Below are 25280 nucleotides of genomic sequence, written 5' to 3' on the forward strand. Positions count from 1 at the left end.
CATATATCAAGTATTAAGGCCTCTCATGAAAATTTTATGCTATACAACATATTATGTAATAAACAATGCGTACTTTTGTGTTGTAAAACATAAAAACAACTACGAAAATGAGATTTATTATTAAATGCTTTATTAAAGGCCTGAGAATGATGGGCGACAACCAACTACAGATTCTGAACAAATAATAGTTCACATTTGCCCATTTTGAACAGGAATAACAGGCAAACAAAAAGACAAGAAATGAAACCGACCACCGGATACGACTTTACCATATTCCGATGATCGGTGTTTTTTTTGATATAAAGGCACCTGAGAGCTGATACCACAGCCTTGGCGTTTACTTGGGCTGCCGGTTCGGTAATTCTTATCAATTACGTCTTATCACATTTCAGCCATCGCCCACGTTTCAGACGTACGAGGAAGATAAATCCACGAAAACACAGTTCTACGCACATGGCAATCCATACGCCTTGCAGTCCCAGTGTCGGGGCGAGCCAGGCAGCCAGAGTCAGACGTACAGCCCAGATGCTGAATAAGTTCATCAGGCATGGAATCAGTGTATCGGCTGCTCCGACAAAAACTCCGTATGCAACAATAGAGGCCGCAAACATCGGCTCAGCAAAAGCTTCGATGCGTAAAGCCATTACCCCCAGCTGACGGATTTCTTCGACCGGAGTCATCATCCCGATAATCTGAGGGGCAAACAGATACATAAGGATACCCATTACGCCCATGATGGCCATTCCCATCAGTACGGTAATATAGGCAAAGCTACGGGTCAGCTTCTTCCGCCCGGCTCCGATGCTCTGGCCAACAAGAGTGGTGGCCGCATCCGCAATTCCGTAGCCGGGCATATAACAAAGACTTTCGGCCGTAATGGCAAAAGAATTGGCTGCAATGGCAAAGACTCCGAGTGGCGCTACGATGACAGTCGTCAGAATCTGAGCACCGCAAATGACCACATGTTCTATTCCCATTGGAAAACCGATACGGAGTGCTTTCCTGAACGTGTCAGCTTTCAGCCGGAAGCTGCCTTCCCTACTGCGGTAGCTCAGTTTCTCTGAGCGTGTCAGCAGATACCAAAGCAACACACCGGCAACGACGGTCTCTGCGGCAGCCGTACCCAAGGCAGCACCGCTCACGCCAAGTCCGGCTCCCGGAATAGTGAATTGCATACTTGCTATGCTACATCCGCGTGTCGGGAAAATCAGAAAAAAGTTGAATACCACATCCAGCACGCACATGATGACGCCCAACAGACTGGGGATACGCATATTTCCACTACAGCGAAGCATACCGCCTGCCAGAAAAATCATTTGCAGGACAGGCAGGAAAATGGAAAATATGAAGAAATAAATGGAAGCATCCCGACGGATGGAAACATCGCCTCCCAGCCATGCCGGCAGCGAAGAGCTGATGCTCGTGCCCAATATGGCCAGCAGCAGACTGAAGACCAGTGTACCGGCAAGTGACTGCAGCAGAATCATACGCGCTCCCTTCAGGTCGCCTGCTCCGACTTTGTGGGCCACTTGCACGGAGAATCCGGTAGCGGCAGCCGTGCAGAGTCCCCAGAAAAGCCATGTGGTGGTCGATACCAGTCCGATGGAAGCAGATGCCTCTGCACCGATACGTCCCACCATGGCTGCATCAATATACTGCATGATGATGGAAGACAGCTGTGCAATGATAGCCGGAACGCTGAGTTCTACGGTCAGGCGCAGCTGCTGCCGCAAGGTCATCGGACAACCGTCACGGATAAGGTCAAGCAACACATCTGTTGTCTTTTGTGCAGCCGGATGCTCCCTGAATTGCTCCGGTAAGGCTCCATTTGTGTCCGTTTCAGGTAAGTTACGTTTCATCGGGTCATCCTTCTGTTGTTAAGGTATCGACAAAGCCCTTGAAGCGCAACAGGGCATCCTGTAATACCGAACGCGGACAGGCAATGTTCCAGCGCAAGAATCCTTCTCCTTCGGCTCCGTACATGGTACCGCTGTTGAGCCAGAGTCCGGTGGTTTCCAACAGGCGGGTCTGCAAGGTATCGGAAGGCAGATGCAGTGCCCTGCAGTCTGTCCACACCAAATAGGTTCCTTCCAGCTTCGTCACGGGTATTTCAGGCAGGTGGGTACGGAAGAATGCACACAGACAGTCATAGTTGGCCTTCAGATAGTCCAGCAACTCAAGAAGCCAGTCCTCACCTTCATTATAAGCGGCGATGGTAGCCTCAACCCCGAAAGGATTGACATCGCACACCTCGTTGATGTTGATGGCACGGTCTATCCGCTGGCGCACGTTCTCATCGCGGGCTATAATACTTGCTATTTGCAATCCTGCAATATTGAAGGATTTACTGGGTGATACGCAGGTCACGGAATTCCACAAATGCTCCTCGCTGACAGATGCATACGGTGTATAAGTATGTCCGGAGAAAACAAGTTCGCAATGTATCTCGTCCGATAGAACGGTCACATTATTCCGCAGGCAAATCTCCCCTATCCGGCACAGTTCCTCACGGGTCCATACACGTCCTGCGGGATTATGCGGGTTGCACAAAAGCAACAGCTTTACGCCCGGTTCTTTCACTTTACGTTCCAGATCGTCAAAGTCGATATGGTAGGTACCGTCCTCGTATATCAGAGGATTGGTGACAACGCGGCACCCGTTGTTACGGATGGATGAGAAAAAGCAATTGTACACGGGAGTCTGCACAACCACCCCGTCGCCCGGTTCTGTCAGAGCCTTTATGACAGCAGATACGGCCGGAACTACTCCGGAAGTGTATATCATCCATTCTTTACGGAAAGTCCAGTGATGGCGTCTTTCAAACCAGCGGGTTACTGCCGTATAGTATTCATCGGGGACACGCACATACCCGAATATGCCGTGCGCTACACGTCTGGCCAGTGCTTCGGTAATTGCCGGTGCCGTACGGAAATCCATATCGGCTACCCAAAGGGGAAGTATATCCTTATCCAACGGCAGGCTGTCCCACTTGTAAGAATTGGTTCCCCGTCGGGAAGTAATTGTATCAAAGTCGTATTTCATGGTCCTTACATTTTAGTCGGAAAAGCAGGTGCGTTCATCTCTAAGCCGGATTTCACAGTCGGCGGGAGCCTTGATGTTCTCATCAATGGTTATCGAACCGTACTCGTCGGCTACGATACGTCCCGATGTGGGATTCTTAATGTTGGTTATGGCACCGCGGATATCGGCATTCAGCGTGCTGTACTCAAAAGCACGGTCGCAGTCCGGCCCAAACGTACAGTTTTCCAGTACAAGGTCGTGTGCATAGCAAAGCGGCTGCTCGCCCGTGATATGGCAGTTCACCAAACGGAGGTTTCTGGAGTGCCAGCCAAGGTATTCGCCGTTAAGCTCAGAATCGTAGATAGTCACATTCTCCACTTCCCAGAAAGCATCCTTGGTGGTAATCTTGGCATTGTGAATCTCCACATTCTTCACATACTGGAAAACATACTTGCTGTCACTCTCCAGTCCATCCACATAAATGTCATTGCTGAACATGAAAGGATAAGTTCCTCCATGCAACTTAAGGTTTTTGATACGGATGCCGTTGCAACGCCAGAATACCTCATCAGCATCGTTCATCGTGACGTTTTCAATGTCAATCTCACTCATCTCGCGGAACATTTTGGGAGCGTCAATCACGGTATCCTTCATTTGCAGATGGTCGGAATACCATAACGCCGAGCGTCCTCCCACATCAAAATAGCAACGCTCAATCTTAAAACCGTGAACATGCCAGAAAGGGTAATTCCCCTCAAAACGGCAATCTACTGCCTCAATGTTGCTGCACTCCTTGATGGCTGATTCTCCGGCACGGATTATTACGTTTTCCAAACGCAGATTATGCGACTCAAACAAAGGGCGTTCGCCCCCGAATTCTGAATTTCTGATAACTTCCATATAATTTTCTTCTCCAATCATATCTGTTATTTATCAATTAACTGATACAAAAATAGAAAAGGACAGAATGCCGGATGGTATACAAATCCTCGGACTATATACCCATGTTACAGATTTTGGAAAAAGGCAGACAGAGCTGGCCTTGCATATACAGCAGAAGCTGAATCACATTCCACAAACCAGGAAGAGTAGTTTGCCCATATTCCCGCCAAGATTCGCACGAAATTTTGTAGCTTTGCAGACAATTTTGAAAAAATGACAATGAAAAATAAGCTCATCCAAATTTCTGCATGGATTGCAGCCCACATCACCCTTGTGGTGGTGCTGGTGACGGCCGTGGCTCTCTTTCTTCCCTCCTCGTTCGTCTGGATAGATACATCGGCCATCACACCGATGCTGGGCGTGGTGATGTTCGGCATGGGACTGACACTTCGTCCGTCCGACTTCCGGCCGGTCTTGCAGCACCCGAAAGACATCCTCGTCGGCGAACTGGCACAGTTTCTTATCATGCCCTCGCTGGCGTGGCTGCTCTGCAAGTTATTGTCGTTGCCGGAAGAACTCGCCTTAGGAGTGGTTCTCGTGGGATGTTGTCCGGGAGGTACGGCCAGCAACGTTATCTGCTACCTGGCTAAAGGCGATGTAGCCCTGAGCGTGGCCATGACCGGAGTTTCTACACTGCTGGCTCCCATCGTAACGCCTGCTCTCGTATGGCTGCTTGCCGGAGAGTCGGTGAAAGTAGACGTGGCAGGCATGTTTTTAAGTATCGTACAGGTGGTAATAGTGCCCATCGTACTGGGAGTAGCTGCCAATCATTACTTCCAACGCACCACCCGACGGATAGTACCGTTGCTACCGATGATTTCCACCTTGTCCATTGCGTTCATCATCGGCATTATCGTAGCACACAACGCAGCCAGCATCCTTGCATGCAGCTTGATAGTGGCCGTAGCGGTGATTCTGCACAACGTACTCGGACTGGCCCTGGGCTATGGTCTCTCCTCCCTGGCCGGAAGCAAGCCGTCCAAACGGTCGGCCATCGCCATCGAGGTGGGCATGCAGAATTCAGGTCTGGCCACTTCACTGGCCGCCACCCATTTTGCCCTGTTTCCCATGGCGGCCGTACCCGGAGCCATGTTCTCGGTATGGCACAACTTCTCGGGCAGCATTGCGGCACAGATTTTCAGAAGACAGGCAGATAAAGAATAAGGAATCAATGCCTGCACATGCAGCATGAGAATGACAGCATAAAAAAAGCCTGCGGTTCAAAGACGCATCTGAACCGCAGGCTTATCATGTTTCAGTAACTGATGTTACTGCGCTTTTCCTAATAGCACTTCTTCTCCCTGCACAAAGGTAATGTCACGAGGAATGCCTGCTCCGTTAATCCGGTCAAGATCGGCCTGAAGTGCCGGAGTGATTCCACCGTTCTCTTCTCTGTATTTCTTCGCAAATTCCACATTGCCGTCGCCCTGCGTCTGAAGAATCAACGCTGCCCAACCGTTCATGGCTTCCTTGGCCTTTGCAAAATCAATCACATACTGACCTTTGTCATCGCGTGAAAATGCCCCTGCTTTCTCCATGTAGTTGAAGCACATCATATTGGCTTTTCCGTGTGAAGAAGCTGCTCCAAAACGGACTGAACGCAGAATGCCTGCAATGTAAGTAGCCATCGCATCCTTGGCTGTAATGTTCGTGATTTCGCCCATTTCAATCAGCTTGGTCACCATGAACAGGCCCAGGATATCAGCCTTGGCTTCTTCCCAGGAAGTCTTTTCTGTACCCATCACTGCATCCACGCTTTCATTGGTGCGGATGGTCTGCTTCACACCCAGTCCGTGTGCCACTTCGTGGAAAGTCACGTTCCAGAAAAACGCATCAAAGTTGAGGTATTTCTGCTGTTCGGGCGTAACGACAAGCTGTCCGATAGGCAACAGAATCTTGTCGAACTTAGCCTTCATGGAGTTCCGCAATTGCAGACGGCGTGTACCTTTCAGCGCATGTACCCGCTCGTCGTTCGGCAGGTTGATGGCAATCGTCTTGCTTCCCGCGTTGCAGTCGCCGGCATAGTACACCGCATCATACACATTCAGGTCGGACGACGTGCCCGGCACGAAGGTTTTATATTCTGGCGGACAAGGTAACTCTTTCTGAAGAGCCGGAAGCATGGCTACGAACTTGGCCAGATCCTTGCTGCGGGCTTCATCCTTCAGCAGGATAAACGACTCGTACGAAGCCTTGGTTTCGCGGAACTTATCGTCGTAAGTTTCAATAGGTCCTGTCACGAAGTCAATCTTGCTGTCCTTCATGTCCATCCATGCCAGGTCACTGGCCAGATAATCATCAGTCTTGAATGCTTCGATACGCTTTTCAAGGTAGGTTTTCAGGCCCGGGTCTTCTGCCAGTGCCACCGCTTTCTCCAGCAAAGCACAGATGCGTTCTATTTCCGGAGCATAGGCTTCATGATACCATACGCTCTTCAGAGAACCGTCTTCGTTGCGGCGGATAACCGTGTACCATGAATCCTTGTTTTCATCCTCAAAGGCATTAAACTCCGCTTCGGTAATATCCAGCGGGTAATAGTTGCATACATCCGGTTTCTCACCATAACCAGCCAGGAAAGGCTTGTTATTGTCCAGACGGTCCCATGCGCCATAGTGAATCATAGCAAACTCTTTCGCATAGCTGTCGGTAATAGTATCAAGCAGGCTTTTATCACCGAATGTCTGCTTCCAGAAAAGGTCGTCGGTAATTTTCCCCACCTGGAAGAATATTCTCACCAACTCTTTTTCTTTGTCGCTCAAGTTATTCACAAGGTCAGACTTGAGTTCAACAGATGCATACTCCTCTACCTTTGCTTTCATCGGCGATTCCTTCTGCTGGCTGCTGCACGAACACAGGCTGGAAGCCATCGTGGCAACTCCCAACAAGGCTGCCGAAAAATTAATCATTCTTTTTCTCATACTTCATTGATTGTTTTGTTTGTTTGCGAAGATACGAAAAGTCCTCAATATCTCAGACATTCAGTGATATGGTTTTGCTTCTGCCTACACACCTTTCATACGGAGAAGCTGCAATAACCTGACTAGAATACCCCACTTCTTGTATGAGAATTTTCCATAAGCCTGTAATACTCGGCAAAAAAACTATAAATTTGCTATCGAGTTTAAAGCAAACCAATTGGAAGAAAAAACCAACTCAAAACAAGATAACATGAAAAAAGTAATTGTGATTTCAACCAGTCTGCGTGCTGGTTCCAACAGCGACATGCTGGCCGACAAATTCATGGAAGGTGCCCTCCAGGCAGGCCACGAAGTAGAAAAAATCTCACTCATCGGAAAAGATATACGTTTCTGCCGTGGATGCCTGGCTTGCCAGAAACTGGGCAAGTGTGTGATTCAGGACGACGTGGACGCTATCATGCAGAAAGTGCTGCACGCAGATGTCATCGTATGGGCTACCCCGATTTATTATTTCGAGATGAGCGGACAGATGAAGGTGCTCATCGACCGTATGAATGCATTGTATACTCTGGATTACCAGTTCCGCGACGTCTATATGCTGACCGTGGCAGCCGAAGAAGAGCCGGAGGTTCCTCAACGTGCCGAAGCGGGTCTCACGGGCTGGATTGACTGCTTCCCGAAGAGTCGCCTGGCCGGTACGCTTTTCTGCGGTGGAGTAGCTAACCCACGTGCTATCAGCGGACACTGTAAGTTGAATGAAGCTTATGAGATGGGCCTTCACTGCTGATTAGATAACATCTTTAAAACACCCCACAATGAACGAAGAAATTACCCTGCGCGAAGTGGCCGACTACCTGGACCACGTCGGTATCCAGTTCATGGCTACCATCGGACTGGATGGCAAACCGAAGGTACGCCCCATGCAATACATGGTGCTGGAAGATGAGAAACTGTGGTTCTGCACCAACTCAAAGAAGGAGGTCTATGCCGAATTACAGGCCAACCCTACTATAGAACTTTGCGGATGCAAGTTGGAGAAAGATGAAATTCAGACTCCGTGGATTCGTTTCTCGGCTGAAGTGGTTTTCGAAGAACGTCAGGACATCCGCGATGCCATCATCGAGAAAAGCGCCATCGTCAATGCACTCTACAAAGACATGAGGCAGAATCCCATCTTCAAGGTATTCTATCTGAAACATATCGACGGCTGGCTGACTAACTTAGGTAACGTGAAGGGACTGGAACATAAGGCCGAATTTGCCAAGCCCGTGCATTTCCGGTTCTGATCATCAGCCGTAACCGAAAACCGGTTCAATAACTCTTGTTCCGGAGCTCCAGTGTCACGTCCATGTAGCTACGCTTGCCTTCAATGTAGTCAGCATACAAAGTTTCCGCATCCTTACCTTTCAGGATGCGGCACTTGCCGCACGACTCGCAATCGTGCAGGCACTTCCAGGCATCGAGCACATACGCCCTGCGAGCTTCCTGGGTGGATTGTTCAATTGGAGGAGGTGTCATAGATTCTATTTTGCTTCATTATATTGTCTACAAATTATAAATATCCCTATTACCTAAATGTTAGAGGTGAAAAGAAGAAATCTATTTTGATTGTTTATTTAGGCCTGCAATTATTTATAAGAAATACTTTATTAAATCCAATTTATACTAATACTATACCACAAGCTTAATTTGAAATCTATTTATAAATATATTTGCTTTTCATTTTTAATGTTTGCGGATTTTTCGATTCCTCTATAAAAGGGAGCTGCGCAAGAACCAAAAAAATAATGGAAGAACATCCCTTATCAATCTGCTGATTGATATAATCTCGAGTTACAGAACCTTTTTTTGTGAGATATTCATAAGCCAATTTAAAATAATCACGATTAATTTCACCTGGTATGTCATTTATGGAAGAACGTATTAATGCTGTATTGTTAACTTCAAGTATTCTGTTTGGTCCTCTTGAATTAAAAAGAGTTTTTCCTTCCAATGACCTGATAAAATTATCCCATATTAACGAAAAATCAGGATATAGCCTATTGTCTTCTGTTATTGCATCATTGACAGTAGATTGATTATCAGGCTTACATTTTTCTATATTTTTTGTATCCACAAAAAAGATTTCAATACCCAGTTTTTTGGCAACCTCAACCGCGTCATCCATTACTTTACCGTCTGTAGCAACAATAGCTTTAGTACAGTCAAAAAAATGTTGAGAGCCATACAGTTTCAAGAAAACATTACGATTAACTTTTCGTGTACAGTTTCCAAATTTCTTTACTTGTATGGCTATTTTTTCTTTACCTTTAAAAGCAAAAACATCCACACCATAATCTCCAGAATATCTCGTTACTTCTGTTTTATATCCTTTAGATTCAAAAATACATGCCACATATCGTTCAAATTCTTCTGGTGTCATTTTATTCAGGATTTTATTTATAAATTATTTTTTATAAAAGCGCCATGGCCTATTGCATTTTCTATATCGTTTTCCTGAGTATGAGAAATACTCTGATTGGAGCCCCCCTGGTAGGTTATTATATTGCGCTTCCCCGATTTCCTCCTTCATATAGTTGCCATTACCGTCCTTTACAAAACAACCATTTTCGTCTTTTATAAATGCTGGAACATTTATTCTGCATCCAACCCCTATCTCATAATTTTCACTTTGCATTTTTTCATTGACCCATCCAATAGTCAAGTTACTATTCAATGAAATTCCCATCATCAAATCTTCATAAATATAAGTAGCACGTTTCTCGTACTTTTTAGTTTCAGTCCAAGTGTTATTAGTAAGCGACTCAACTCTATATCCTCTAATGAGAAACGACGCTCTATATTCTTTCACCTGATTTTCAAATGTAATATCTATCCCCGATACATGACAATTCATAGATCCTAATATGAAATAGGGCAAATCATTACACTTTTCATGATCTGAGGTATGATACATTGCAGGATCTTTCAAGCCATCTATTTGTTCCTCATGATAATAGAACTCAATATCCTCCAAATAAATACGCCTTCTCTCATTCACAAGAAAGTATCCGCCATACAAGAGTTTCTTAGCAAGGAGCATGAATTGCCTAACCAACTCATTTTCTTTCTCTTCCTTCTGAAAATCAGTTACGCCTGTAAAAGTTCCGAGTATTACATTAATACCATCCTCAGACTCAAATTCATCCAATATTTTCTCCCACTTATTTTCTGTATTAATTGTTATCGGGTTTATAAAAGCCTCATGTTTATAATTATTATCTTCCCCTTCTGCTCTTAACCATTTCAAATCAATACCACAAGCATTGCTGAGATTCACAGGCTTTAATCGATATGTCTTTTTCCATTGATTAATATACCAAAAATTGCTTTCAGACGCTAAAGCAATCATTTCTTCTCTGGTCAGAATATAATACTGAAATTCCATATTAATTCCTTCACCGACAACATGTACAAAAACCCACGGACCTTTAACCTTCCTTTCTAGATAATCCTTAGTACATTTTGCCAAAGTCATCCCAATAGGAAAGTTATTGCCTCTGCACGTCTTTACTTGTATGTAAACGTTTTTCTTATTCCCAGGCTGAGAACAAATTAAATCCACTGCTTCATAGTTAGCTATAATAGCATTTGCATTTACTACATTTAACCCTAACTGCATTAGTTTGGTTTGAACCAGATTCTCTCCAATATCACCTAATCTACTTTTATTTAAAGAAACATTCATATCCATTATTCTACCATCTAACAGATTTCAATTTAGCCACAAGAGTACGTTTAATTTTTTCTTCTGTTTCATGTATAAGCACATCATCCATGAAAAGTATATCTACAGGTTTTCTTATCCATGGTTCTTCTGTTGTTTTATAAAAAAGATTGACTATACAAATTGATTCTCGTATAATGGCCTTTACTTTCTTCTCATTTTCAGTAAAAATATTCTTACCATATGTACTGATAAATAGAGTTTCAGCATCTTCTATATTCTCTTCTTTCTGATCTTTTTCATTACCCAAAGCCCCAATCCATATTCTCATATTATCATTTTCATGAAAATCATTATAATGCTTATGATAATTATTAAGACGTTTCTCAATTCCATCAGCTTTCTTATGAATGCCAAAATATGTATAAATTTTTAAGGTTGAATGTCCTTTACCTTTTTTATTCCCGGAGAAATAATAGAAATTAAATAATGATTTATCACAAGTAGAATTATCCTCAAGATAGGACTTCATCTGCTGTATATTTTTGAAAGGGCCAACCCATTGGATTGTAAATGTTTTAGTAATATCCTGCATAAACTAATACGACTAATTTATCTATATTTATAATTAAATTCCCTCAACAATTACTTTATAGCTAGTCAGTAGCTCTGGTTCCGGACGTCGATAATCACCTCCATGCAGCTCCATAGACAAAGATACGGGTTCTGCTTCATTTACCAGAATCTTATGCCCGTAAAAATCCTAAAACATCCCTATATTGCCCTCCCTTTATCCTTTTATTTTCTATGTTTTCCAAGGCAGAAATGTGCGTTTCCGCCCTGGAAGCTGTAAGTTTCTCGCCCGAAAAACCTACAGTTCTGGTTTGGAAAACCTAAAAAACGATAGAAGGTTTACCTGGCAATCTCCTGAGATTTGATATTCAGACTCCCCAAGATGAATTAATATTTTCTTCGTTTTCGATTTACAGATATACAAAAAGGAATATAACATCATAAAAACAAACCGATTTCTTATTATTTACAAAAAAACGACTAAATTTGCGCCCGCAAAAATAGGTAAGGCCAATCCTTAGCAATGCCTAATATACTGAAGTGTTGAATAAAAACAAGGTATATCTTTCATCAATCCTCCAGATATTATCCAGAAAAGGCTTTATTTAATATAAGACAAATACATTGAAGGTCAAATGGATAAAGAAGACTCATATAGGAAATTGCTTTTTGATAAACGATGGCTTGAAAAAAAGGCCAGAATTATTCAGCGAGATAATTGTCAATGTAAAATTTGTGGTTCAAACTGGCATTTGGTCGTCCATCACAAACAGTATCACGTACATAAAAATTCCGGTAAAAAATTCCTCCCATGGGAATATGACGATAAATATCTTGTCACTTTATGCGAATCATGTCACAAGAAAGGACATGATTTATATGATATTCCAGTAAAATTTATATGAAACTATGAATTTCTTTAAAAAATTATTTGGCTCAAACAGAACAGAAGAACTCCCCATTGCAAATGAGGAAGTGGCGCGTCCTGAAATCAAGCGCGAAGACTTTGTAGATGATTCTGAACCTACAAAAGAAAGTAACATTGTGACTATAGCTTTCGGAACCGGACTGCCGATTGACGCTATCTATACATTCATCGGACGAGATTATGAGCAGGAAGGTTATGATGACGCAATGATTAACTTGGATAATTCGTACAAGGAATCGAAAAAGGAGATTATTTTAAACGAATTGAAAATTAGAATTGAGCAAGTCAAACTGGCATATAATAATAAACTACGCGAGATTGAAGTCTCTATTTCTAATATTGAACAACAGGGATTAATAAATACTAGCGCACAACTGAAAGCGAAAAGACAGACATACCTAGAACATATTGACAAAATCAAAGAAATCGAAAGTAGCATTAATCTGGGTGATAAGAAGTTTCTGACTATGATTGACTCCTATGAAAGAGGGTTTCTTAAAGGCGTAGCAGCAAAAACCATAAAATTTTTTGATATAGAAAATAATTCTCAAGAACAAAACTAAAAGTATGCAGATATTAACAAAAACTGGATGTTTCCTTATCGGATGGAACTTCAATATATTAAAGGAATGTGGAGAAGCCAGTTTCAGGACTTTTAAGAGACTTATGTCTGCAATAGTCATCATGATGGTAATTTGGGGCACTATCGGATTTTGCTTTGCAGACAATTACATTGGGGTAAGCAGTACGACAGGCAAGATAGCCATAGCGCTCATATTCATGATTCTTGTTCTTTGCATAGAACGTTTTATCATTCTTACGATTGGCCGATTGGGATGGATGGGACTTTTCCGTACGATTCTGGCAATTGTAATGGCTATGTTAGGATCGACCGTATTCGACCAAATCATTTTCCGGAACGACATTGCGGTAAAGATGACCGATATCCGTGAGATAAAAATACAGCAAGCCATCAAAAACCGGATGGAAACGTATGATGCCGACATCAAACATTTTACCAATCTAAGAGATTCTTTAGGGGTAGCTAACATCGTCATCTATGAAAAACTGGCTAAACAACCCGTAATAGCTACACGGGATGTCACTACAAAAGACGTCGTCATAGGGAAAAACGAGGATGGAACACCACAGATGGCCAAAACGACTAGTGTAACTTCAAGAAGCGTGGAAAATCCATTAAGCGCGCAAGCTAAAGCTAATGAAGAACAAATTAAACGCTATCAAACGCAACTGGAAACGTTACAGACTAAGAAATTTAATACAGACAAAGAGGTTAGAAACGAATTCAGACAAAAGAAACCTGGTTTTTTGGAAGAACTAACAGCTTTATGGGCTCTTTTAAAAGCTGATAATATTGCCCTTATTTTCTATATTATATTATTCGTGTTTCTGATGTCATTGGAGCTCTTAGTCGTCACAAGCCGTGGAGGAGACACTAAATGTGACTATGAACTTATCGTAGAACATCAGCTCAATATCAAAAAGGAAATGCTGAGTAAATCTGAAGAGAAATTGTTAAATAAAAACTGATCCCTTGAAAGATTAAAGAAAACATCACATGCCACAAGAACCCCTACACTCCTGCCCCGAACTGATTGACTACATCAATGAAACGGGTTTCCTTCCCTTGTTAAGCATGGGCATTGCCGGATGGTCGGCCGAAGAAGTTACGGACGAAGACTGTCAGTACACCCGTTTGCCCGACGGCGGATGGGAATGGCCGCTTTGGAAATGGAAAGGTGCCATCCTGCAAGAAAGCGGTTGCGCATACGGTAAGTTCTTCAAGGACAAAGCTGCATTCATCAGCCGTGAGTGGTGGCCCGACTTCTGCAATTACCGGCGGAGCATTTTTCCTTATCCGGAGGCGGGAAGCATTGAAGAAACCATTCTCGACGTACTAAGATGCGAAGGCAGCCTGATTACACGGGAACTGCGTGCGGCATGCGGATTTACAGGACCAAAGATGCGGAGCCGCTTCGATGCTTATCTCACCCGACTGGAAATGGGCGGCTACATTGTGACGGAGGATTTTATCTACCCCCTTGACCGCCACGGAAGGGAATATGGCTGGGGCTGGTCACTGCTCACCACGCCCGAACGTCTCTTTGGACGGGAGGCCTGCCACCCCGACCGCAGTCCGCAGGAATCACGCGAGCGGATGCTCACCCAGTTCCGGAAGATACTACCGTATGAATCCGAAAAGACGTATGCAGCCCTGCTGAAATAAGTCTACAGGAACATCGTCAGCAACGGAATGCTCAGTACGGAAAGCAAGGTAGTGAGGAAGGTTCCTTCTGCCATGATGACCTCCCCTTTCTGATACTGAATACAGAACAGGGTACCGTACGAAGCTACGGGCATGGCCGCCAACACGACATTGATATTGGCAATGGTTTCGTCCACCCGGCAAAGGCGTGAGAGATACAGAATAAGGAGTGGAACCAGCATCAGGCGCAAGGCCGACATCAGGTAGATGGCCGTATTGCCAAACATCCGGCGAATGGGTACACGGGCAATGGACGAGCCGATGATGAGCAGCGCAGCAGGCACGGTGACATTTCCCAACAGGACAAACGGGGTACTGATGACACGGGGAGGTACCCATCCGGTCACGACAATCAGAATGGAGAGGTACGACGCAATCATGGCCGGACAGTAGAGAGTACGCCAGTCAAAACGCATCTTTCCCTGACCGCCTGAAATAAACAGGGTACCGAACACAAAAATCAGCAACGTGCTGGGGAAATTAAGAATGCTGGCATAGAACACCGCACTAGCTCCAAAAATGGAAGCCACGATGGGATAGCCGATGAAACCCACATTACCGAATGCCAGCATAAAACTGTAAATACCGCGGTCGGACAGCTTGACGGGCAAATAGCGCGGAAGCAGAAAGGCTAACCCGATAAGCACCACGTAGGTAGCAAAACCCACCACGAGCAAAGGCAGAATCAGCTTCTTGTCGGGAAGCGTGTCGCCCATCACCGACGAAAGTATCAGACTGGGACACGTCACGTTGATAACCAGTCCCGAAAGTTTGCGGTCGAAATCCGCATCCATCATTTTCTTCTTACTCAGATAATAGCCGATGATTACCAGAATAAACAGGATAATCATCTGTGTAACGATTGCATCCATTGTTTCTTCTTACCTTAAAAAAAGTCGTGCAAAGATACAGATTTTTCTTTACTATTTCATGTTCACCATTAATCGGCTTTTCGTACATTTGCACCGCATTTTAAACGTATTGACCACACACCGGGCTATTTCTTTCGGGAGGTAGCCTTGTTTATATAGAACCACTTAAAAACGAAAGCAATGGAAACTTTTTATGACGTAGTAGCAGGCAATCAGCTTGTATTGGTGGACTTCTTCGCCACCTGGTGTCAACCTTGTAAAATGATGCACCCGATTCTGAAACAGGTGAAAGACGTGCTGGGCGACCGCATCCGTATCATCAAGATTGATGTGGACACACACAGCGTATTGTCTCAGAAGTACCAGATTCAGTCCGTCCCCACCCTCATGCTGTTCCGCAACGGGGAAGTGCTCTGGAGAACCAGCGGCGTAATGCAGAAGGCCGAGCTGCTCAGTACGATTGACCCGTTTCTGAGATAATAATCCGCACGAAAAACAACATCGCACAAAGTACAATAAAAATGACGAGAAAAGAAAAAATCATATCTTTTGCCTGGCAACACTTACTGCTCTTCGTTGCCTTGTACATCATGACACTGGGAATTGCCGCCTGCGTAAAGAGCATGCTGGGAGCAAGCGTCATCAGTGTATTGCCCTATGTATTTCATGATGCGGGAACAGGCGGACTGACACCGTCACTGACCATCGGGCAATACACCTTCATCATGAATGCCCTGCTGGTAGTAGGGCAAGTAGGAGTACTCCGCCGGCAGTTTGACCCGGTCCAACTGTTCCAGTTGCTCGTGGGTTTTGTATTCGGCATGTTAATCGACCTGAACCTCTACCTTCTTTCATGGCTGCAACCCGAAGCTATATGGGAGAAAGCCGTGGCCCAGCTGGCCGGATGCACCATCCTGGCAGCAGGCATTGCACTGGAGGTAAGATGCGGCAGCGTAACCATGCCTGGAGAAGGCTTTCCCGTCGCCATCAGCAAGGTGACGGGCATAGAATTTCCGAAGGTCAAGATTGTGGTAGACGTTTCACTTGTGCTTCTCGGTATCGTCTTCTGCTACATATTCTTCGGAAAATGGCAATGGCACATCATCGGAGTAGGTACGCTGTTTGCCATGTATTATGTAGGATGGGCTGTACGTATTGCCAGCCACCACCTGAAATGGTTCGACCGTCTGCTCAAGTACCGTCCGGGATTCCGGAGATACATCTACGGACTGGCAAGATACATTTACAGAAAGTAGGCACACGAGAAGAATCTCCCCCGCCACAAGCGCAGGTTTGTCATTTAATAATTAATTTTGCACCCCGATTACACAATTACATCTACCCGCACATGAAAAAACTAAGCAAAAATGCCATTATCGGCTATCCGGCAGGAATTATCACCGGTATTACTTACGGATTAAATCCCTTATTTGCGGTTCCGCTGATGAAGAACGGTGCCGCCACTGAGTCCATACTTTTCTTCCGCTACGCTTTCGCAGTGTTGCTCTTAGGCCTGTTCCTGTTGCTCCGCAAACAGAGTTTCCGGGTTTCAGGAAAGCAAATCGGCGTATTGTTCGTCCTCGGACTGCTTTACACCTCCAGCAGCATCTTTCTTTTCGATGCATACGAATACATCGCTTCCGGACTGGCTACTACGCTGGTATTCCTTTACCCCGTCCTCGTGGCCATTATCATGGTGTTCCTGAAAGTCGTTCCCTCATGGCCGGTATGGCTTGCCATTGCCGCCACCTTCGGAGGTGTGCTCATCATGACACAAAGTGACGGTTCACAAACCATCAACCCCATCGGTGTGCTGCTCTCCATCGCCTCGGCACTGGTGTATGCACTCTTCATCGTCATCATCAACCGCAGCAAGGCCATTGCCGGCATATCCAACTCCCTCCTCACCTTCTATGCACTCATGGTAGGAGCCATTGTTTTTATCGGAAAAATCCTCAGTTCCGACACTGCAATTACGGCTGGAATCACTACCGGAGCAGACTGGCTTAACCTTGTGGGACTTGCCCTGCTGCCAACCATCGTTTCTACAGCCACCCTCGCCATTGCCTCCCGTAACATCGGGGCCACCAAGGCTTCTGTACTCGGCGTATTCGAACCCATCACCGCCATCATTGTCGGCACACTGATGTTTGGCGAACCGCTGACCACCAACATCATTGTCGGCATTTCCATTGCCATGGTAGCCGTCACGTTCATGATCACCGTGACCAAGCGATAACGCATATAGAGCAAGTAAAAACATGAGAGACTTTGCCGCAATAGATTTTGAAACCGCCAACAACCAGCGCTCATCCGTATGCTCGGTAGGCGTGGTCGTGGTGCGCAACGGCGAGATAGCCGATACCTTTTATTCCCTCATCAATCCGGAACCGAATTATTACACATACTGGTGCTCACAGGTACACGGACTCACCCGTGAAGATACCGAAGACGCACCGGTTTTCCCCGCCGTATGGGCACAGATTGAGCCGTTGATAGAGGGACTGCCGCTCGTGGCACACAACCGTCCTTTCGATGAGAGCTGCCTGAAAGCCGTCTTCCGCGTCTATCAGATGGACTATCCCGACTATGAGTTTTATGACACTCTGTGCGTGGCACGCAGAGTATTTCCGGAGCTCCCCAACCACCAGTTGCACACCGTGGCCGCTGCCTGCGGATACCGCCTGGAAAACCATCACCACGCACTAGCCGATGCTGAAGCCTGCGCGTGGATAGCCAGAGAAATTCTGTAAACCGTCCCACAGAAAAATACGATTCAGAACAATATGCAGATGATTTTGACCTTTTAGAATGGACAGGCAAAAGCTAAATTTGCTTTGTAAAAGTTCAAAATTCTCATCTTATGAAAAACAGCAATGTAAAATCAAATGCCGAATTTATCGGAAAACTGATTGCAGATAACCGTACCTGGTCGTTTAAGGAACTGAAATCAGCAAGCAGTTTCTCAGATATGGAGTTAGCCTTAGCTTTAGGATGGCTTATGCACCAGAATCATATCCTTCTGAAAGAAGAAAATGAAGAAGTATGTTTTTCTCAAGACTTCAACCCTTATCAATATCTATAACCCTTTATGGATGACACATTCACGATAAGATTCGATTTATCCATAGGGTATATCAGCTATAAGTTCATCAAAAATGCAGACGATACTTACCACATTATTCGCACGCAATACGTGATGAACTGCAAAAAGACACAAGGGTGGAAGCATGTCAGCTCGAAGATAGTCGCTCAGCTAAAAAAGGAATTCCAGGGAAAATAAATTAGAAAGCACGGAAATCGCTCAAACGTTTCTGGTGCTTTTTATTTTGCCCGCCATGCACATAAAAACTGCCGGACAATCCTCCTTTCAACTCAGAATCTTGTCCGACAGTTTAACAAGTATGAATGACAAAAGACTGCTCTCCTACTTTCTTCTTACCGTCCTGTGTCTTGCAGGTATTGTGACACCTTCCTCATGTAGTCAATACACGCATCCGAATAGCGGTTGCGGCTCTTCTGATACAATCCCTGTGCATCAAGCAACTCCGACAGAGAGGTTATTCCGGACTTGTAATGGCTGGTCTGCATCCGAAGATTCTCTTCCGACTCCCTGACAGCCGACTCCGCCAGTGCAATCTGTTTGTACGACTCCGTCAGCAGGTTCCAGCTTTGCTGCATTTTCAGTTGCAGTTTCTCGCTTCCGTCCTGTTGCTGGCGTAGGGCTTTCTTCTCCTCCAGTCGGGAACGCTTGAACTTATGACTCCCTCCCCACCAGTCGGAAATAGGTACACTGACCGTAGCCATCATAATCCAATGGTTGCGGCTCTTGTCGAACATCAGGTCTTCGTATGCGTATGAAGCACCTATTCCTACCGTGGGAAGCTGTTGGCCCAAGGCGATTTTCCGCTTCAGTTCGTGCACCTTTACATTCTTCTCCAGCAACTTATAAGTGGACAGTGAAGCCAGTGCAGTGGGATGGTCCACCAGATACTCACCGGGAGCTTTTATATCGGCATGCAGTTCGGGCACATCGATAAACTTGGCAGAATCCAGCGGGATGCCGATGTACTGACACAAGGCCATGCACGAAAGTTCCCGGCCATTCTCCACCTGCAACCTGGTACTCTGCAATTCATTCTGCTTCAGCTGCACGGTCAGCAGGTCATTCTGAGTTGTAAGTCCCATCTTCACGGCAAGACTCACATCCTTGTGCAGATTGTGCAGCAACGTATCAAGTACGTCAAGCGTCTTTTCTGCCTCTTTCAGAGAAACAATTTTCCAATAGTATGCTTCCGTCTCCAGTTCCACCTTATCCGCCGTCATGTCAAGCTGCAGGCGTGAAGCCTCCAAGGCTGTCCGGGCCAGTTTGTTGGAATTCACAATCTGTCCCCCCGCAAAAACAGGCTGCAAGGCAGACACCGTTACCAGATTTCCCTCTTCCAGCACACCGACTTCCGTCGGAGTTTCCAGTCCTAGAGGCGGTATAGGCGGTATGGTTCCTTTAACCAGATTCTCATCGGCCTTATACGTGACAGCCCCTGCCGATATTTTAGGGAAATACTTGGTAAAAGCCTCCTTCCTCGTCTGGCTGGCAGCTTCCACATCCATCCTACCCGTCTGTATGTCCGCATTGTTCTTTAAGGCCAGTTCCTTACAGGTTTCCAGTGTCAGCACCCGTTTTTCTTGTGCAGGAACCCCCTGCGAGGTTCCTGCAAGCAATGCGCTTAATAGCAAAAATCTTATCTTCATATTCCGTTTGGTGTAATTATTGGTTTTCTAATTGGAGAACTCTTTTTCTTTTCTTGCTGCTTCCACTGAATATCATCCAGTAGCACACAGGGAGTACCGTCAGCAGAAACAGCATCGTAATCAGCGTTCCGAAGAAGATGACAGTTCCCATGGGCATCCAGAGTCCGCTGCCTCCTAAAATCATGGGGATAACTCCCATGGAAGCAGCCGCCGAAGTAAGGAATATAGGACGCATACGACGGGAAGCCGAATAATAAATGGCATCTTTCACGCACAGTCCCTTGTCCCTCAGTTCCTCGGCATAGTCCACCATGATGATTCCGTTGCGGACAATAATTCCCATCAGACTGGTGATACCCAGTACACAGGTCACTCCGAAGTCCAGCTGCATGGTCCACAGACCCACCGCCGTACCGAACACGCACAGTCCCATACTGCCGAAAATGAGCAGTGCAATGTTTACCCTGTGGAAATGCGCCAGCAGAATGAAGAAAATCATGAATGCAGCAATCTGCAAGGCCGTCATGATGGTAGGCATGTGGTCCTGATTCTCTTCCAGTTCTCCACCGTATTTGACTTTTATCCCGGCAGGAAGGTGCAAATCTTTCACCAGCTCGTCAACCTTGGCATTTACAGCCAGGGTATTGCAGCCCCTCACCGGTTCTCCCAGTATGGTAATGAGGTTTATTCCATTACGGCGGACTATCTGACCGTCTTTCCAGACAGGCACCACATGAGCAATCTGTCTCAAAGGTACATGGCTCAACCCGCCATACACCGGAATCTGCTCATTCATCAGGTCGGCATTGTCCGATTTGTCCGATCGGACACTTTTCACCACAACGGGGATATTGTAATCTCCCTCCCATACATGGGCCAGCGGCAGACCATTTCCATAACGCATGGCCAGCGTAGTTTCCAGCTGCATGTTGTTCACACCCAGCCGTGAAGCCTCATCTTCCTTGAGCCTTACTTCCGTGCCGGAAAGCGGTTCGTTGCGGTCGGTCCGCACATGCTGTATTTCGGGCATGCGTTTCATCAAGGCCGCCACTTGCTGTGCATAATATTTCAGAGAATCCAGGTTCTCTCCGCTCAGTCTCACCTCAATGGGATAAGTAGCCATACTGTATATCAGTTGCTTGAACTTAATGGTAGCCTCCGGAAAATAGTTTGTATACCGGGGAGCCAGTTCATCCAGTATCTCCACGGTCTCCTTAACCCCCTTTGTGTTCACAATAAACTGGGCAAAGTTACTTCCCGGTATCTGAGGAGCGTATGACGAATGGAATCGCGGCGAGTTACAGCCCTTGAATGAGGTGACAGACACCACCCGCTTGTCCTGCCGGATAATGCGTTCCAGGCTATCTGCTACCATGGCCGTCTTTTCAATGGAAGTGCCGGTCGGCAGGTAAATTTCCACGGCAAACTGATTCCGGTCAGCCGTCGGCAGCATGCTTTGAGGCTGATGGGCCAGCATAACTCCTCCCACCACGATAGAAGCTACTCCGACAGCAACCACCGTTTTAGGATAAGTAAAACACCAGGCAAGCACCTTGTCATAAAAGCGCTGCAAGGCATCGAGGAAAGAGAAGTGCTTTCCATCCTCCTGCTTCCTGACTATCGGCTTGCGGATAAAATAGAATTGCATGAAGGGTACCAGCAGTACAGCCACCAGCAAGGAGATGGCCAAAATCAGCGTAATGGCCCAGGGGAAGCTCAGCAGAAAGTCGTGCACCAATCCGACGGTTATCATCAGAAACGGGAAGAAAGTGATACTGATGGCCAGCGTAGCCGACAAGATGGACTTGAAGAAATGAATCGTACTGTCTATCGAAGCATGCCAGCGCGACATTCCCTCCGACAAGCGTTCCAGATAGCTGTCTATAATCACAATCGAATTGTCCACAATCATTCCCAAGGTAACAATCAGGGCTGCCAGCGTAACCGTATTAAGTTCCACCCCGAAGGCATGAAACAGTCCCAGCGAAATAAAGATGGTGATGGGAATGGTAGAAGCAGCCACCAGTGCCACCTTCATGGGCAAAAGCAGCATGACCACTATCACCACAGCCACAATGGCAATCATCAGCTCGCGCAGAAAATTCTGCACACTGTCGTCCACCACCACGCTCTGGTCGGTAATTCTGTAAATCCCCACATCCGGCGGCAAGGAACTTTTGTATTCATCCAGCGTTTTGTTCACCTCCTCACCCATCTTGACAATGTTCTGCCCTTTCTTCATCTCCACGCTGAGCAGAATACACTTCTTTCCGTTATTGGTAATATAGCTGTCAAAAGGAGCATATTCCTTTTTCACGTCAGCAATGTCCTTCAGGCGGATGTTGTTGCCCAGCGGATCAGTATACACGATGAGCTGCTGGATGTCGTAGACCGTATTCAGGGACTCGGCCACATAAATGGGATGGGTATACGAATCATCTTTCACCCTTCCGCCCGAAGTGGCAAATCCCTTCGTCAACAACTTGGCAGCCACCATCTGGTCATTCAGCGCATACTTCGACAGCTTGTCGTGGTTCAGCACCACCGAAATCTGTTCTTTCTGCATGCCATACACACTCATCCGCCCCACGCTCTTCACCGTGCGCAGCCTGTCCTGCAGGTCGTCCATATACTCCTTGAGTTCCCGATAAGTCTTATCCTGACTCTCCATGGTGATAAGCAGTGCAGACGTATCGCCAAAATCATCCAATACCTGCAAGGCAAGCACATTGGCTGGCAGCTGAGGCTTGAACGTGGAGATGCCATGCTTGAACTTACTCCAGAACTCATCCTTATTGTTCACCTCATCGTTCAGCTCCACCTGAATATACACTATCCCATCCCGGTTGGTCGAGAAAGTTTTCTCCTTCTTTACCTCCTTGTAGCTGAAAATATAATTCTCCAGCGGCTTCGTCACCCGATCCACCATCTCCTCCGAGGTATTGCCGGGTGCCACTGCCACCACCAGTCCCTGACGGACCGTAAAATCCGGGAACTCATTCTTTCGCATCTCGGGAAGGCTGTATATTCCCAGTGCCACCCCAGACAGCATACCACCAGAATGACAATCTGGCGATAATGCATTGCCCATTCTACCGCATTTCGTTTTTTCCGACTCATTTTTCAAATACATATTAAGGTTTTACAATGAAACGGCAGAACCTTCACACACTTTATGCTGTCCGGAGATAATGATTTCATCTCCACTTCCGATACCGGATTCCACCACGACTCCGCCCGACGTATATTCGCCACAGGTGATTATCCGCTTGCTGGCCCTTCCATTCTGATTCACCCACACAAACGTCTGATTCTGCTCGTCTATCTGCACAATGTGCGAAGGAAGCAGAATGGCCGATTTCTCCCGGTTGCTCATCACGCATACGTCTGTCACCATGCCGGGCAACAGCACATGATTCCGGTTTTCTACCGCTATCTTTACCTCGTACGAACGCGACAGCGGATTAGCCACAATGCCCTTTTCCATGACCCGGCCTTCAAGACACAGATTTTCTGCGGCAGGAATGCATACCAGCGCCTCATCCCCAACCTGAATGTCGGCTATATCCCCTTCCGGCACAGACACCTTTATCTTGACCTGCTGCATGGAAACAAGATCCACCACCGGCACACCCGGCGCCACATTTTGTCCTATTTCCACTTTTTTCCCGGCAATCACCCCCTCAAACGGTGCCTTCAGCTGGCAGTCCTTCAGGTTTTTCCGGGCCACCTCTTCCATCGCCTTTGCCTGCTGAAGCTTGCTCTGCATGTCCACCCATTTAATTTCCGGCAGACTTTTCTCCTCGTACAGCACCTTCAACCTGTCGTATGCATCCTGTGCCTGGTCCAACGATGCCTTTGCCGCATGATAGCTGCTGGTCAGTGTCGTGGCATCGATAGAGGCGATAGGCTGTCCCTTCACCACGTGGTCGCCCGTTTTCACATACACCTTGCTCACCGTCCCCGGTACGGAGAAACTTAAAGAACTGCCGCTGGATTCCTCCACCGTGCCAGAATATCGCTTTTCAGCCGCCAGCGTACGGGACGACACTTGTAACGTCTTGACCTTTATTGTTTTTTCTTGCGCAGAATCGTCGTGTGATTCATCCTGACATCCGGCCACAATGATGGGCATAGCCAGACATGTAACAAAAAACTTACTGTTCATATACTTCATTATTAAAAGTTACTGATAATACTGATTCGATAGACTGTCTATGATTTTCGTTTGCAAATATCGGCTATCAGCCATCATAGAAAAAGGTCAATTTAAAGATGGAATTGTTCTTATTAATCAATAAAGTTGCACCGTGAGATTTTATAAAATATTTTTGCTCTCAAAACAGATAAAGATGAAAAAGATAGAATCCATATCCATCCAGCAACTGGATAACAGACAGTTTGTGCAGAACAGGCTGAAATCAGACATACTGTTGTCGGCCAACCTGGGGTTTGATGACACACTGTTCAAGCATCCGAGCCGGATGGATGCCTTTGCCGCCATCTTCTGCGTCAGCGGGAAGGCAGAAGTCCAGGTGAATCTCAAGAAATATACCCTTGAAAGCGGAACCATGGCACTCCATGTACCGGAAAACATCATTCAAATCAACTCCTGCGAAAACCTGATTATCTACCCCTTCATCATCTCGTCTGCATTCATACAGAAGCTGCACATCGAGACCAAGGACCTTATCAACCTCTACATGGCCGCCAAGACCGTGCCGGTATTCAGCCTGCAATATGCCGACATCCATATACTGGAGAAATACTACTACCTGATGGAAAGCATCCTCCAGTCGGAAACCGGCTATAAGGACAACATGACCATCGGACTGACCACCTCCTTTCTATACAAGGTATACGACATTCTGGTCAGAAAGCTAAAAGAAAAAGAATACGTAAGAAAAGTACCGGAACGCTGCGAAACGGTTTTCGAAGACTTCATCAAGGAACTAAACCTCTTCCATGGTACGGAACACTCCTTGTCATTCTTTGCCCGAAGACTGAACTTCACCCCCAATTACCTTTCCTCCAGGGTGAAAGAATACAGCGGACGGACGGCTACCGAATGGATTGAAGAATCTGTCATCCTTGAAGCCAAAACCATGCTCAAGCACACCGACCTGACGATTCAGGAAATTGCCTACAAACTGAATTTCCCTACACAAACCTTCTTCGGGAAATACTTCAAGCGCATCACAGGCCTGTCGCCCAAACAATACCGCACCTCCTGACCAACGGCCAATTTGTCGTACTCCCTTCATGGCTTTTCTACACAAAA

The 25280-nt window shown here is 46.1% G+C and carries 23 protein-coding genes and 2 pseudogenes; 13 read left to right on the plus strand and 12 right to left on the minus strand.

The window, feature by feature from the left end; translation table 11 throughout:
• Positions 1-371: 371 nt before the first annotated feature.
• The 3 genes from BACPLE_RS02635 to BACPLE_RS02645 form a co-directional block, all read right to left on the minus strand.
• Positions 372-1739: an MATE family efflux transporter gene (locus tag BACPLE_RS02635; protein ID WP_050792061.1), complete on the minus strand. Its 1368-nt coding sequence runs from the start codon at positions 1737-1739 to the stop codon at positions 372-374.
• A 124-nt stretch (positions 1740-1863) separates the two neighbouring features.
• Positions 1864-3042: a MalY/PatB family protein gene (locus BACPLE_RS02640; protein WP_007558678.1), complete on the minus strand. Its 1179-nt coding sequence runs from the start codon at positions 3040-3042 to the stop codon at positions 1864-1866.
• A gap of 12 nt (positions 3043-3054) precedes the next feature.
• Complete coding sequence (locus BACPLE_RS02645; RefSeq protein WP_040312392.1) at positions 3055-3921, minus strand: DUF3737 family protein; 867 nt, start codon at positions 3919-3921, stop codon at positions 3055-3057.
• Positions 3922-4182: 261 nt separating this feature from the next.
• Between BACPLE_RS02645 and BACPLE_RS02655 the strand changes: the two genes are divergently transcribed.
• Entirely contained in the window at positions 4183-5127 is a 945-nt protein-coding gene (locus BACPLE_RS02655; RefSeq protein ID WP_040312343.1) for a bile acid:sodium symporter family protein, read from the plus strand.
• A gap of 104 nt (positions 5128-5231) precedes the next feature.
• Here the strand turns inward: BACPLE_RS02655 and BACPLE_RS02660 are convergent, their stop codons facing one another.
• On the minus strand, positions 5232-6881 hold the full coding sequence (locus BACPLE_RS02660) for a dipeptidyl-peptidase 3 family protein (protein WP_007558685.1): 1650 nt from the start codon (positions 6879-6881) through the stop codon (positions 5232-5234).
• Between the two features lie 250 nt (positions 6882-7131).
• Between BACPLE_RS02660 and BACPLE_RS02665 the strand changes: the two genes are divergently transcribed.
• Together BACPLE_RS02665 and BACPLE_RS19880 are read left to right on the plus strand one after the other, a co-directional pair.
• On the plus strand, positions 7132-7668 hold the full coding sequence (locus BACPLE_RS02665; RefSeq protein ID WP_007558687.1) for a flavodoxin family protein: 537 nt from the start codon (positions 7132-7134) through the stop codon (positions 7666-7668).
• A gap of 28 nt (positions 7669-7696) precedes the next feature.
• Positions 7697-8062 (plus strand): annotated as a pseudogene (locus BACPLE_RS19880) (pyridoxamine 5'-phosphate oxidase family protein); the annotation flags it as partial.
• A gap of 130 nt (positions 8063-8192) precedes the next feature.
• On the opposite strand, the gene BACPLE_RS02675 reads toward BACPLE_RS19880, so the two are convergent.
• The 4 genes from BACPLE_RS02675 to BACPLE_RS02690 all read right to left on the minus strand — a co-directional run bounded on the left by BACPLE_RS02675 (position 8193) and on the right by BACPLE_RS02690 (position 11119).
• Entirely contained in the window at positions 8193-8399 is a 207-nt protein-coding gene (locus tag BACPLE_RS02675; protein WP_007558691.1) for a hypothetical protein, read from the minus strand.
• A gap of 178 nt (positions 8400-8577) precedes the next feature.
• Positions 8578-9303 carry a restriction endonuclease gene (locus tag BACPLE_RS02680; RefSeq protein ID WP_007558693.1) on the minus strand — a complete coding sequence of 242 codons (726 nt, stop codon included), beginning with the start codon at positions 9301-9303 and terminating at the stop codon, positions 8578-8580.
• A gap of 24 nt (positions 9304-9327) precedes the next feature.
• Positions 9328-10614 (minus strand): hypothetical protein, encoded by a 1287-nt coding sequence (locus BACPLE_RS02685; RefSeq protein WP_007558695.1) that lies wholly within the window; start codon positions 10612-10614, stop codon positions 9328-9330.
• A 4-nt stretch (positions 10615-10618) separates the two neighbouring features.
• Complete coding sequence (locus BACPLE_RS02690) at positions 10619-11119, minus strand: hypothetical protein (protein WP_148374631.1); 501 nt, start codon at positions 11117-11119, stop codon at positions 10619-10621.
• Positions 11120-12069: 950 nt separating this feature from the next.
• Between BACPLE_RS02690 and BACPLE_RS02700 the strand changes: the two genes are divergently transcribed.
• Genes BACPLE_RS02700 through BACPLE_RS02710 form a run of 3 tightly spaced genes read left to right on the plus strand, consistent with a single transcriptional unit; the run spans position 12070 to position 14336 of the window.
• A complete protein-coding gene (locus BACPLE_RS02700) occupies positions 12070-12651 on the plus strand; it encodes a hypothetical protein (protein WP_007558704.1) in 582 nt (193 codons plus the stop codon).
• A gap of 4 nt (positions 12652-12655) precedes the next feature.
• Positions 12656-13639: a DUF4407 domain-containing protein gene (locus BACPLE_RS02705; RefSeq protein ID WP_007558707.1), complete on the plus strand. Its 984-nt coding sequence runs from the start codon at positions 12656-12658 to the stop codon at positions 13637-13639.
• A gap of 28 nt (positions 13640-13667) precedes the next feature.
• Positions 13668-14336 (plus strand): AlkZ-related protein, encoded by a 669-nt coding sequence (locus BACPLE_RS02710; protein WP_007558709.1) that lies wholly within the window; start codon positions 13668-13670, stop codon positions 14334-14336.
• 2 nt (positions 14337-14338) lie between these two features.
• Here BACPLE_RS02710 and BACPLE_RS02715 read toward each other — a convergent pair whose 3' ends face one another.
• Entirely contained in the window at positions 14339-15247 is a 909-nt protein-coding gene (locus BACPLE_RS02715; protein ID WP_007558711.1) for an AEC family transporter, read from the minus strand.
• A 180-nt stretch (positions 15248-15427) separates the two neighbouring features.
• On the opposite strand from BACPLE_RS02715, the gene trxA reads away from it, so the two are divergent.
• From trxA to BACPLE_RS02745, 6 genes are all read left to right on the plus strand, one after another.
• Positions 15428-15727 carry a thioredoxin gene (gene trxA, locus BACPLE_RS02720; RefSeq protein ID WP_007558713.1) on the plus strand — a complete coding sequence of 100 codons (300 nt, stop codon included), beginning with the start codon at positions 15428-15430 and terminating at the stop codon, positions 15725-15727.
• Positions 15728-15768: 41 nt separating this feature from the next.
• Positions 15769-16503: a YczE/YyaS/YitT family protein gene (locus BACPLE_RS02725; RefSeq protein WP_007558715.1), complete on the plus strand. Its 735-nt coding sequence runs from the start codon at positions 15769-15771 to the stop codon at positions 16501-16503.
• 92 nt (positions 16504-16595) lie between these two features.
• Complete coding sequence (locus BACPLE_RS02730) at positions 16596-17486, plus strand: DMT family transporter (RefSeq protein WP_007558717.1); 891 nt, start codon at positions 16596-16598, stop codon at positions 17484-17486.
• 22 nt (positions 17487-17508) lie between these two features.
• Entirely contained in the window at positions 17509-18000 is a 492-nt protein-coding gene (locus BACPLE_RS02735; RefSeq protein WP_007558719.1) for a 3'-5' exonuclease, read from the plus strand.
• Between the two features lie 110 nt (positions 18001-18110).
• Positions 18111-18332, plus strand: a complete 222-nt coding sequence (locus BACPLE_RS02740; protein ID WP_007558720.1) for a winged helix-turn-helix domain-containing protein — start codon at positions 18111-18113, stop codon at positions 18330-18332.
• A 6-nt stretch (positions 18333-18338) separates the two neighbouring features.
• Positions 18339-18530, plus strand: coding sequence for a hypothetical protein (locus BACPLE_RS02745; RefSeq protein ID WP_007558723.1), 192 nt, complete (start codon positions 18339-18341; stop codon positions 18528-18530).
• Positions 18531-18685: 155 nt separating this feature from the next.
• Here BACPLE_RS02745 and BACPLE_RS02750 read toward each other — a convergent pair whose 3' ends face one another.
• The 3 genes and pseudogenes from BACPLE_RS02750 to BACPLE_RS02760 form a co-directional block, all read right to left on the minus strand.
• Complete coding sequence (locus tag BACPLE_RS02750; protein WP_007558724.1) at positions 18686-19999, minus strand: TolC family protein; 1314 nt, start codon at positions 19997-19999, stop codon at positions 18686-18688.
• A gap of 16 nt (positions 20000-20015) precedes the next feature.
• Positions 20016-23119: pseudogene (locus tag BACPLE_RS02755) on the minus strand (efflux RND transporter permease subunit).
• A gap of 22 nt (positions 23120-23141) precedes the next feature.
• Entirely contained in the window at positions 23142-24167 is a 1026-nt protein-coding gene (locus tag BACPLE_RS02760; protein ID WP_148374632.1) for an efflux RND transporter periplasmic adaptor subunit, read from the minus strand.
• A 184-nt stretch (positions 24168-24351) separates the two neighbouring features.
• Here BACPLE_RS02760 and BACPLE_RS02765 point away from each other — a divergent pair, with 184 nt between their 5' ends.
• The gene (locus BACPLE_RS02765; RefSeq protein ID WP_007558727.1) at positions 24352-25233 is read left to right on the plus strand and encodes a helix-turn-helix domain-containing protein; all 882 of its coding nucleotides are present in this window, start codon (positions 24352-24354) and stop codon (positions 25231-25233) included.
• The last annotated feature ends 47 nt before the right edge of the window (positions 25234-25280 follow it).

This window comes from Phocaeicola plebeius DSM 17135 (assembly GCF_000187895.1).
Taxonomy (GTDB): Bacteria; Bacteroidota; Bacteroidia; order Bacteroidales; family Bacteroidaceae; genus Phocaeicola; species Phocaeicola plebeius.

What these genes read in the sequence shown, in the direction of transcription:
- BACPLE_RS02635 (WP_050792061.1), bottom strand. Translation starts at nt 1,739, where the DNA reads ATGACCTTGCGGCAGCAGCTGCGCCTGACCGTAGAACTCAGCGTTCCG.
- BACPLE_RS02640 (WP_007558678.1), bottom strand. Translation starts at nt 3,042, where the DNA reads ATGAAATACGACTTTGATACAATTACTTCCCGACGGGGAACCAATTCT.
- BACPLE_RS02645 (WP_040312392.1), bottom strand. Translation starts at nt 3,921, where the DNA reads ATGGAAGTTATCAGAAATTCAGAATTCGGGGGCGAACGCCCTTTGTTT.
- BACPLE_RS02655 (WP_040312343.1), top strand. Translation starts at nt 4,183, where the DNA reads ATGAAAAATAAGCTCATCCAAATTTCTGCATGGATTGCAGCCCACATC.
- BACPLE_RS02660 (WP_007558685.1), bottom strand. Translation starts at nt 6,881, where the DNA reads ATGAGAAAAAGAATGATTAATTTTTCGGCAGCCTTGTTGGGAGTTGCC.
- BACPLE_RS02665 (WP_007558687.1), top strand. Translation starts at nt 7,132, where the DNA reads ATGAAAAAAGTAATTGTGATTTCAACCAGTCTGCGTGCTGGTTCCAAC.
- BACPLE_RS02675 (WP_007558691.1), bottom strand. Translation starts at nt 8,399, where the DNA reads ATGACACCTCCTCCAATTGAACAATCCACCCAGGAAGCTCGCAGGGCG.
- BACPLE_RS02680 (WP_007558693.1), bottom strand. Translation starts at nt 9,303, where the DNA reads ATGACACCAGAAGAATTTGAACGATATGTGGCATGTATTTTTGAATCT.
- BACPLE_RS02685 (WP_007558695.1), bottom strand. Translation starts at nt 10,614, where the DNA reads ATGGATATGAATGTTTCTTTAAATAAAAGTAGATTAGGTGATATTGGA.
- BACPLE_RS02690 (WP_148374631.1), bottom strand. Translation starts at nt 11,119, where the DNA reads ATGAAGTCCTATCTTGAGGATAATTCTACTTGTGATAAATCATTATTT.
- BACPLE_RS02700 (WP_007558704.1), top strand. Translation starts at nt 12,070, where the DNA reads ATGAATTTCTTTAAAAAATTATTTGGCTCAAACAGAACAGAAGAACTC.
- BACPLE_RS02705 (WP_007558707.1), top strand. Translation starts at nt 12,656, where the DNA reads ATGCAGATATTAACAAAAACTGGATGTTTCCTTATCGGATGGAACTTC.
- BACPLE_RS02710 (WP_007558709.1), top strand. Translation starts at nt 13,668, where the DNA reads ATGCCACAAGAACCCCTACACTCCTGCCCCGAACTGATTGACTACATC.
- BACPLE_RS02715 (WP_007558711.1), bottom strand. Translation starts at nt 15,247, where the DNA reads ATGGATGCAATCGTTACACAGATGATTATCCTGTTTATTCTGGTAATC.
- trxA (WP_007558713.1), top strand. Translation starts at nt 15,428, where the DNA reads ATGGAAACTTTTTATGACGTAGTAGCAGGCAATCAGCTTGTATTGGTG.
- BACPLE_RS02725 (WP_007558715.1), top strand. Translation starts at nt 15,769, where the DNA reads ATGACGAGAAAAGAAAAAATCATATCTTTTGCCTGGCAACACTTACTG.
- BACPLE_RS02730 (WP_007558717.1), top strand. Translation starts at nt 16,596, where the DNA reads ATGAAAAAACTAAGCAAAAATGCCATTATCGGCTATCCGGCAGGAATT.
- BACPLE_RS02735 (WP_007558719.1), top strand. Translation starts at nt 17,509, where the DNA reads ATGAGAGACTTTGCCGCAATAGATTTTGAAACCGCCAACAACCAGCGC.
- BACPLE_RS02740 (WP_007558720.1), top strand. Translation starts at nt 18,111, where the DNA reads ATGAAAAACAGCAATGTAAAATCAAATGCCGAATTTATCGGAAAACTG.
- BACPLE_RS02745 (WP_007558723.1), top strand. Translation starts at nt 18,339, where the DNA reads ATGGATGACACATTCACGATAAGATTCGATTTATCCATAGGGTATATC.
- BACPLE_RS02750 (WP_007558724.1), bottom strand. Translation starts at nt 19,999, where the DNA reads ATGAAGATAAGATTTTTGCTATTAAGCGCATTGCTTGCAGGAACCTCG.
- BACPLE_RS02760 (WP_148374632.1), bottom strand. Translation starts at nt 24,167, where the DNA reads ATGAACAGTAAGTTTTTTGTTACATGTCTGGCTATGCCCATCATTGTG.
- BACPLE_RS02765 (WP_007558727.1), top strand. Translation starts at nt 24,352, where the DNA reads ATGAAAAAGATAGAATCCATATCCATCCAGCAACTGGATAACAGACAG.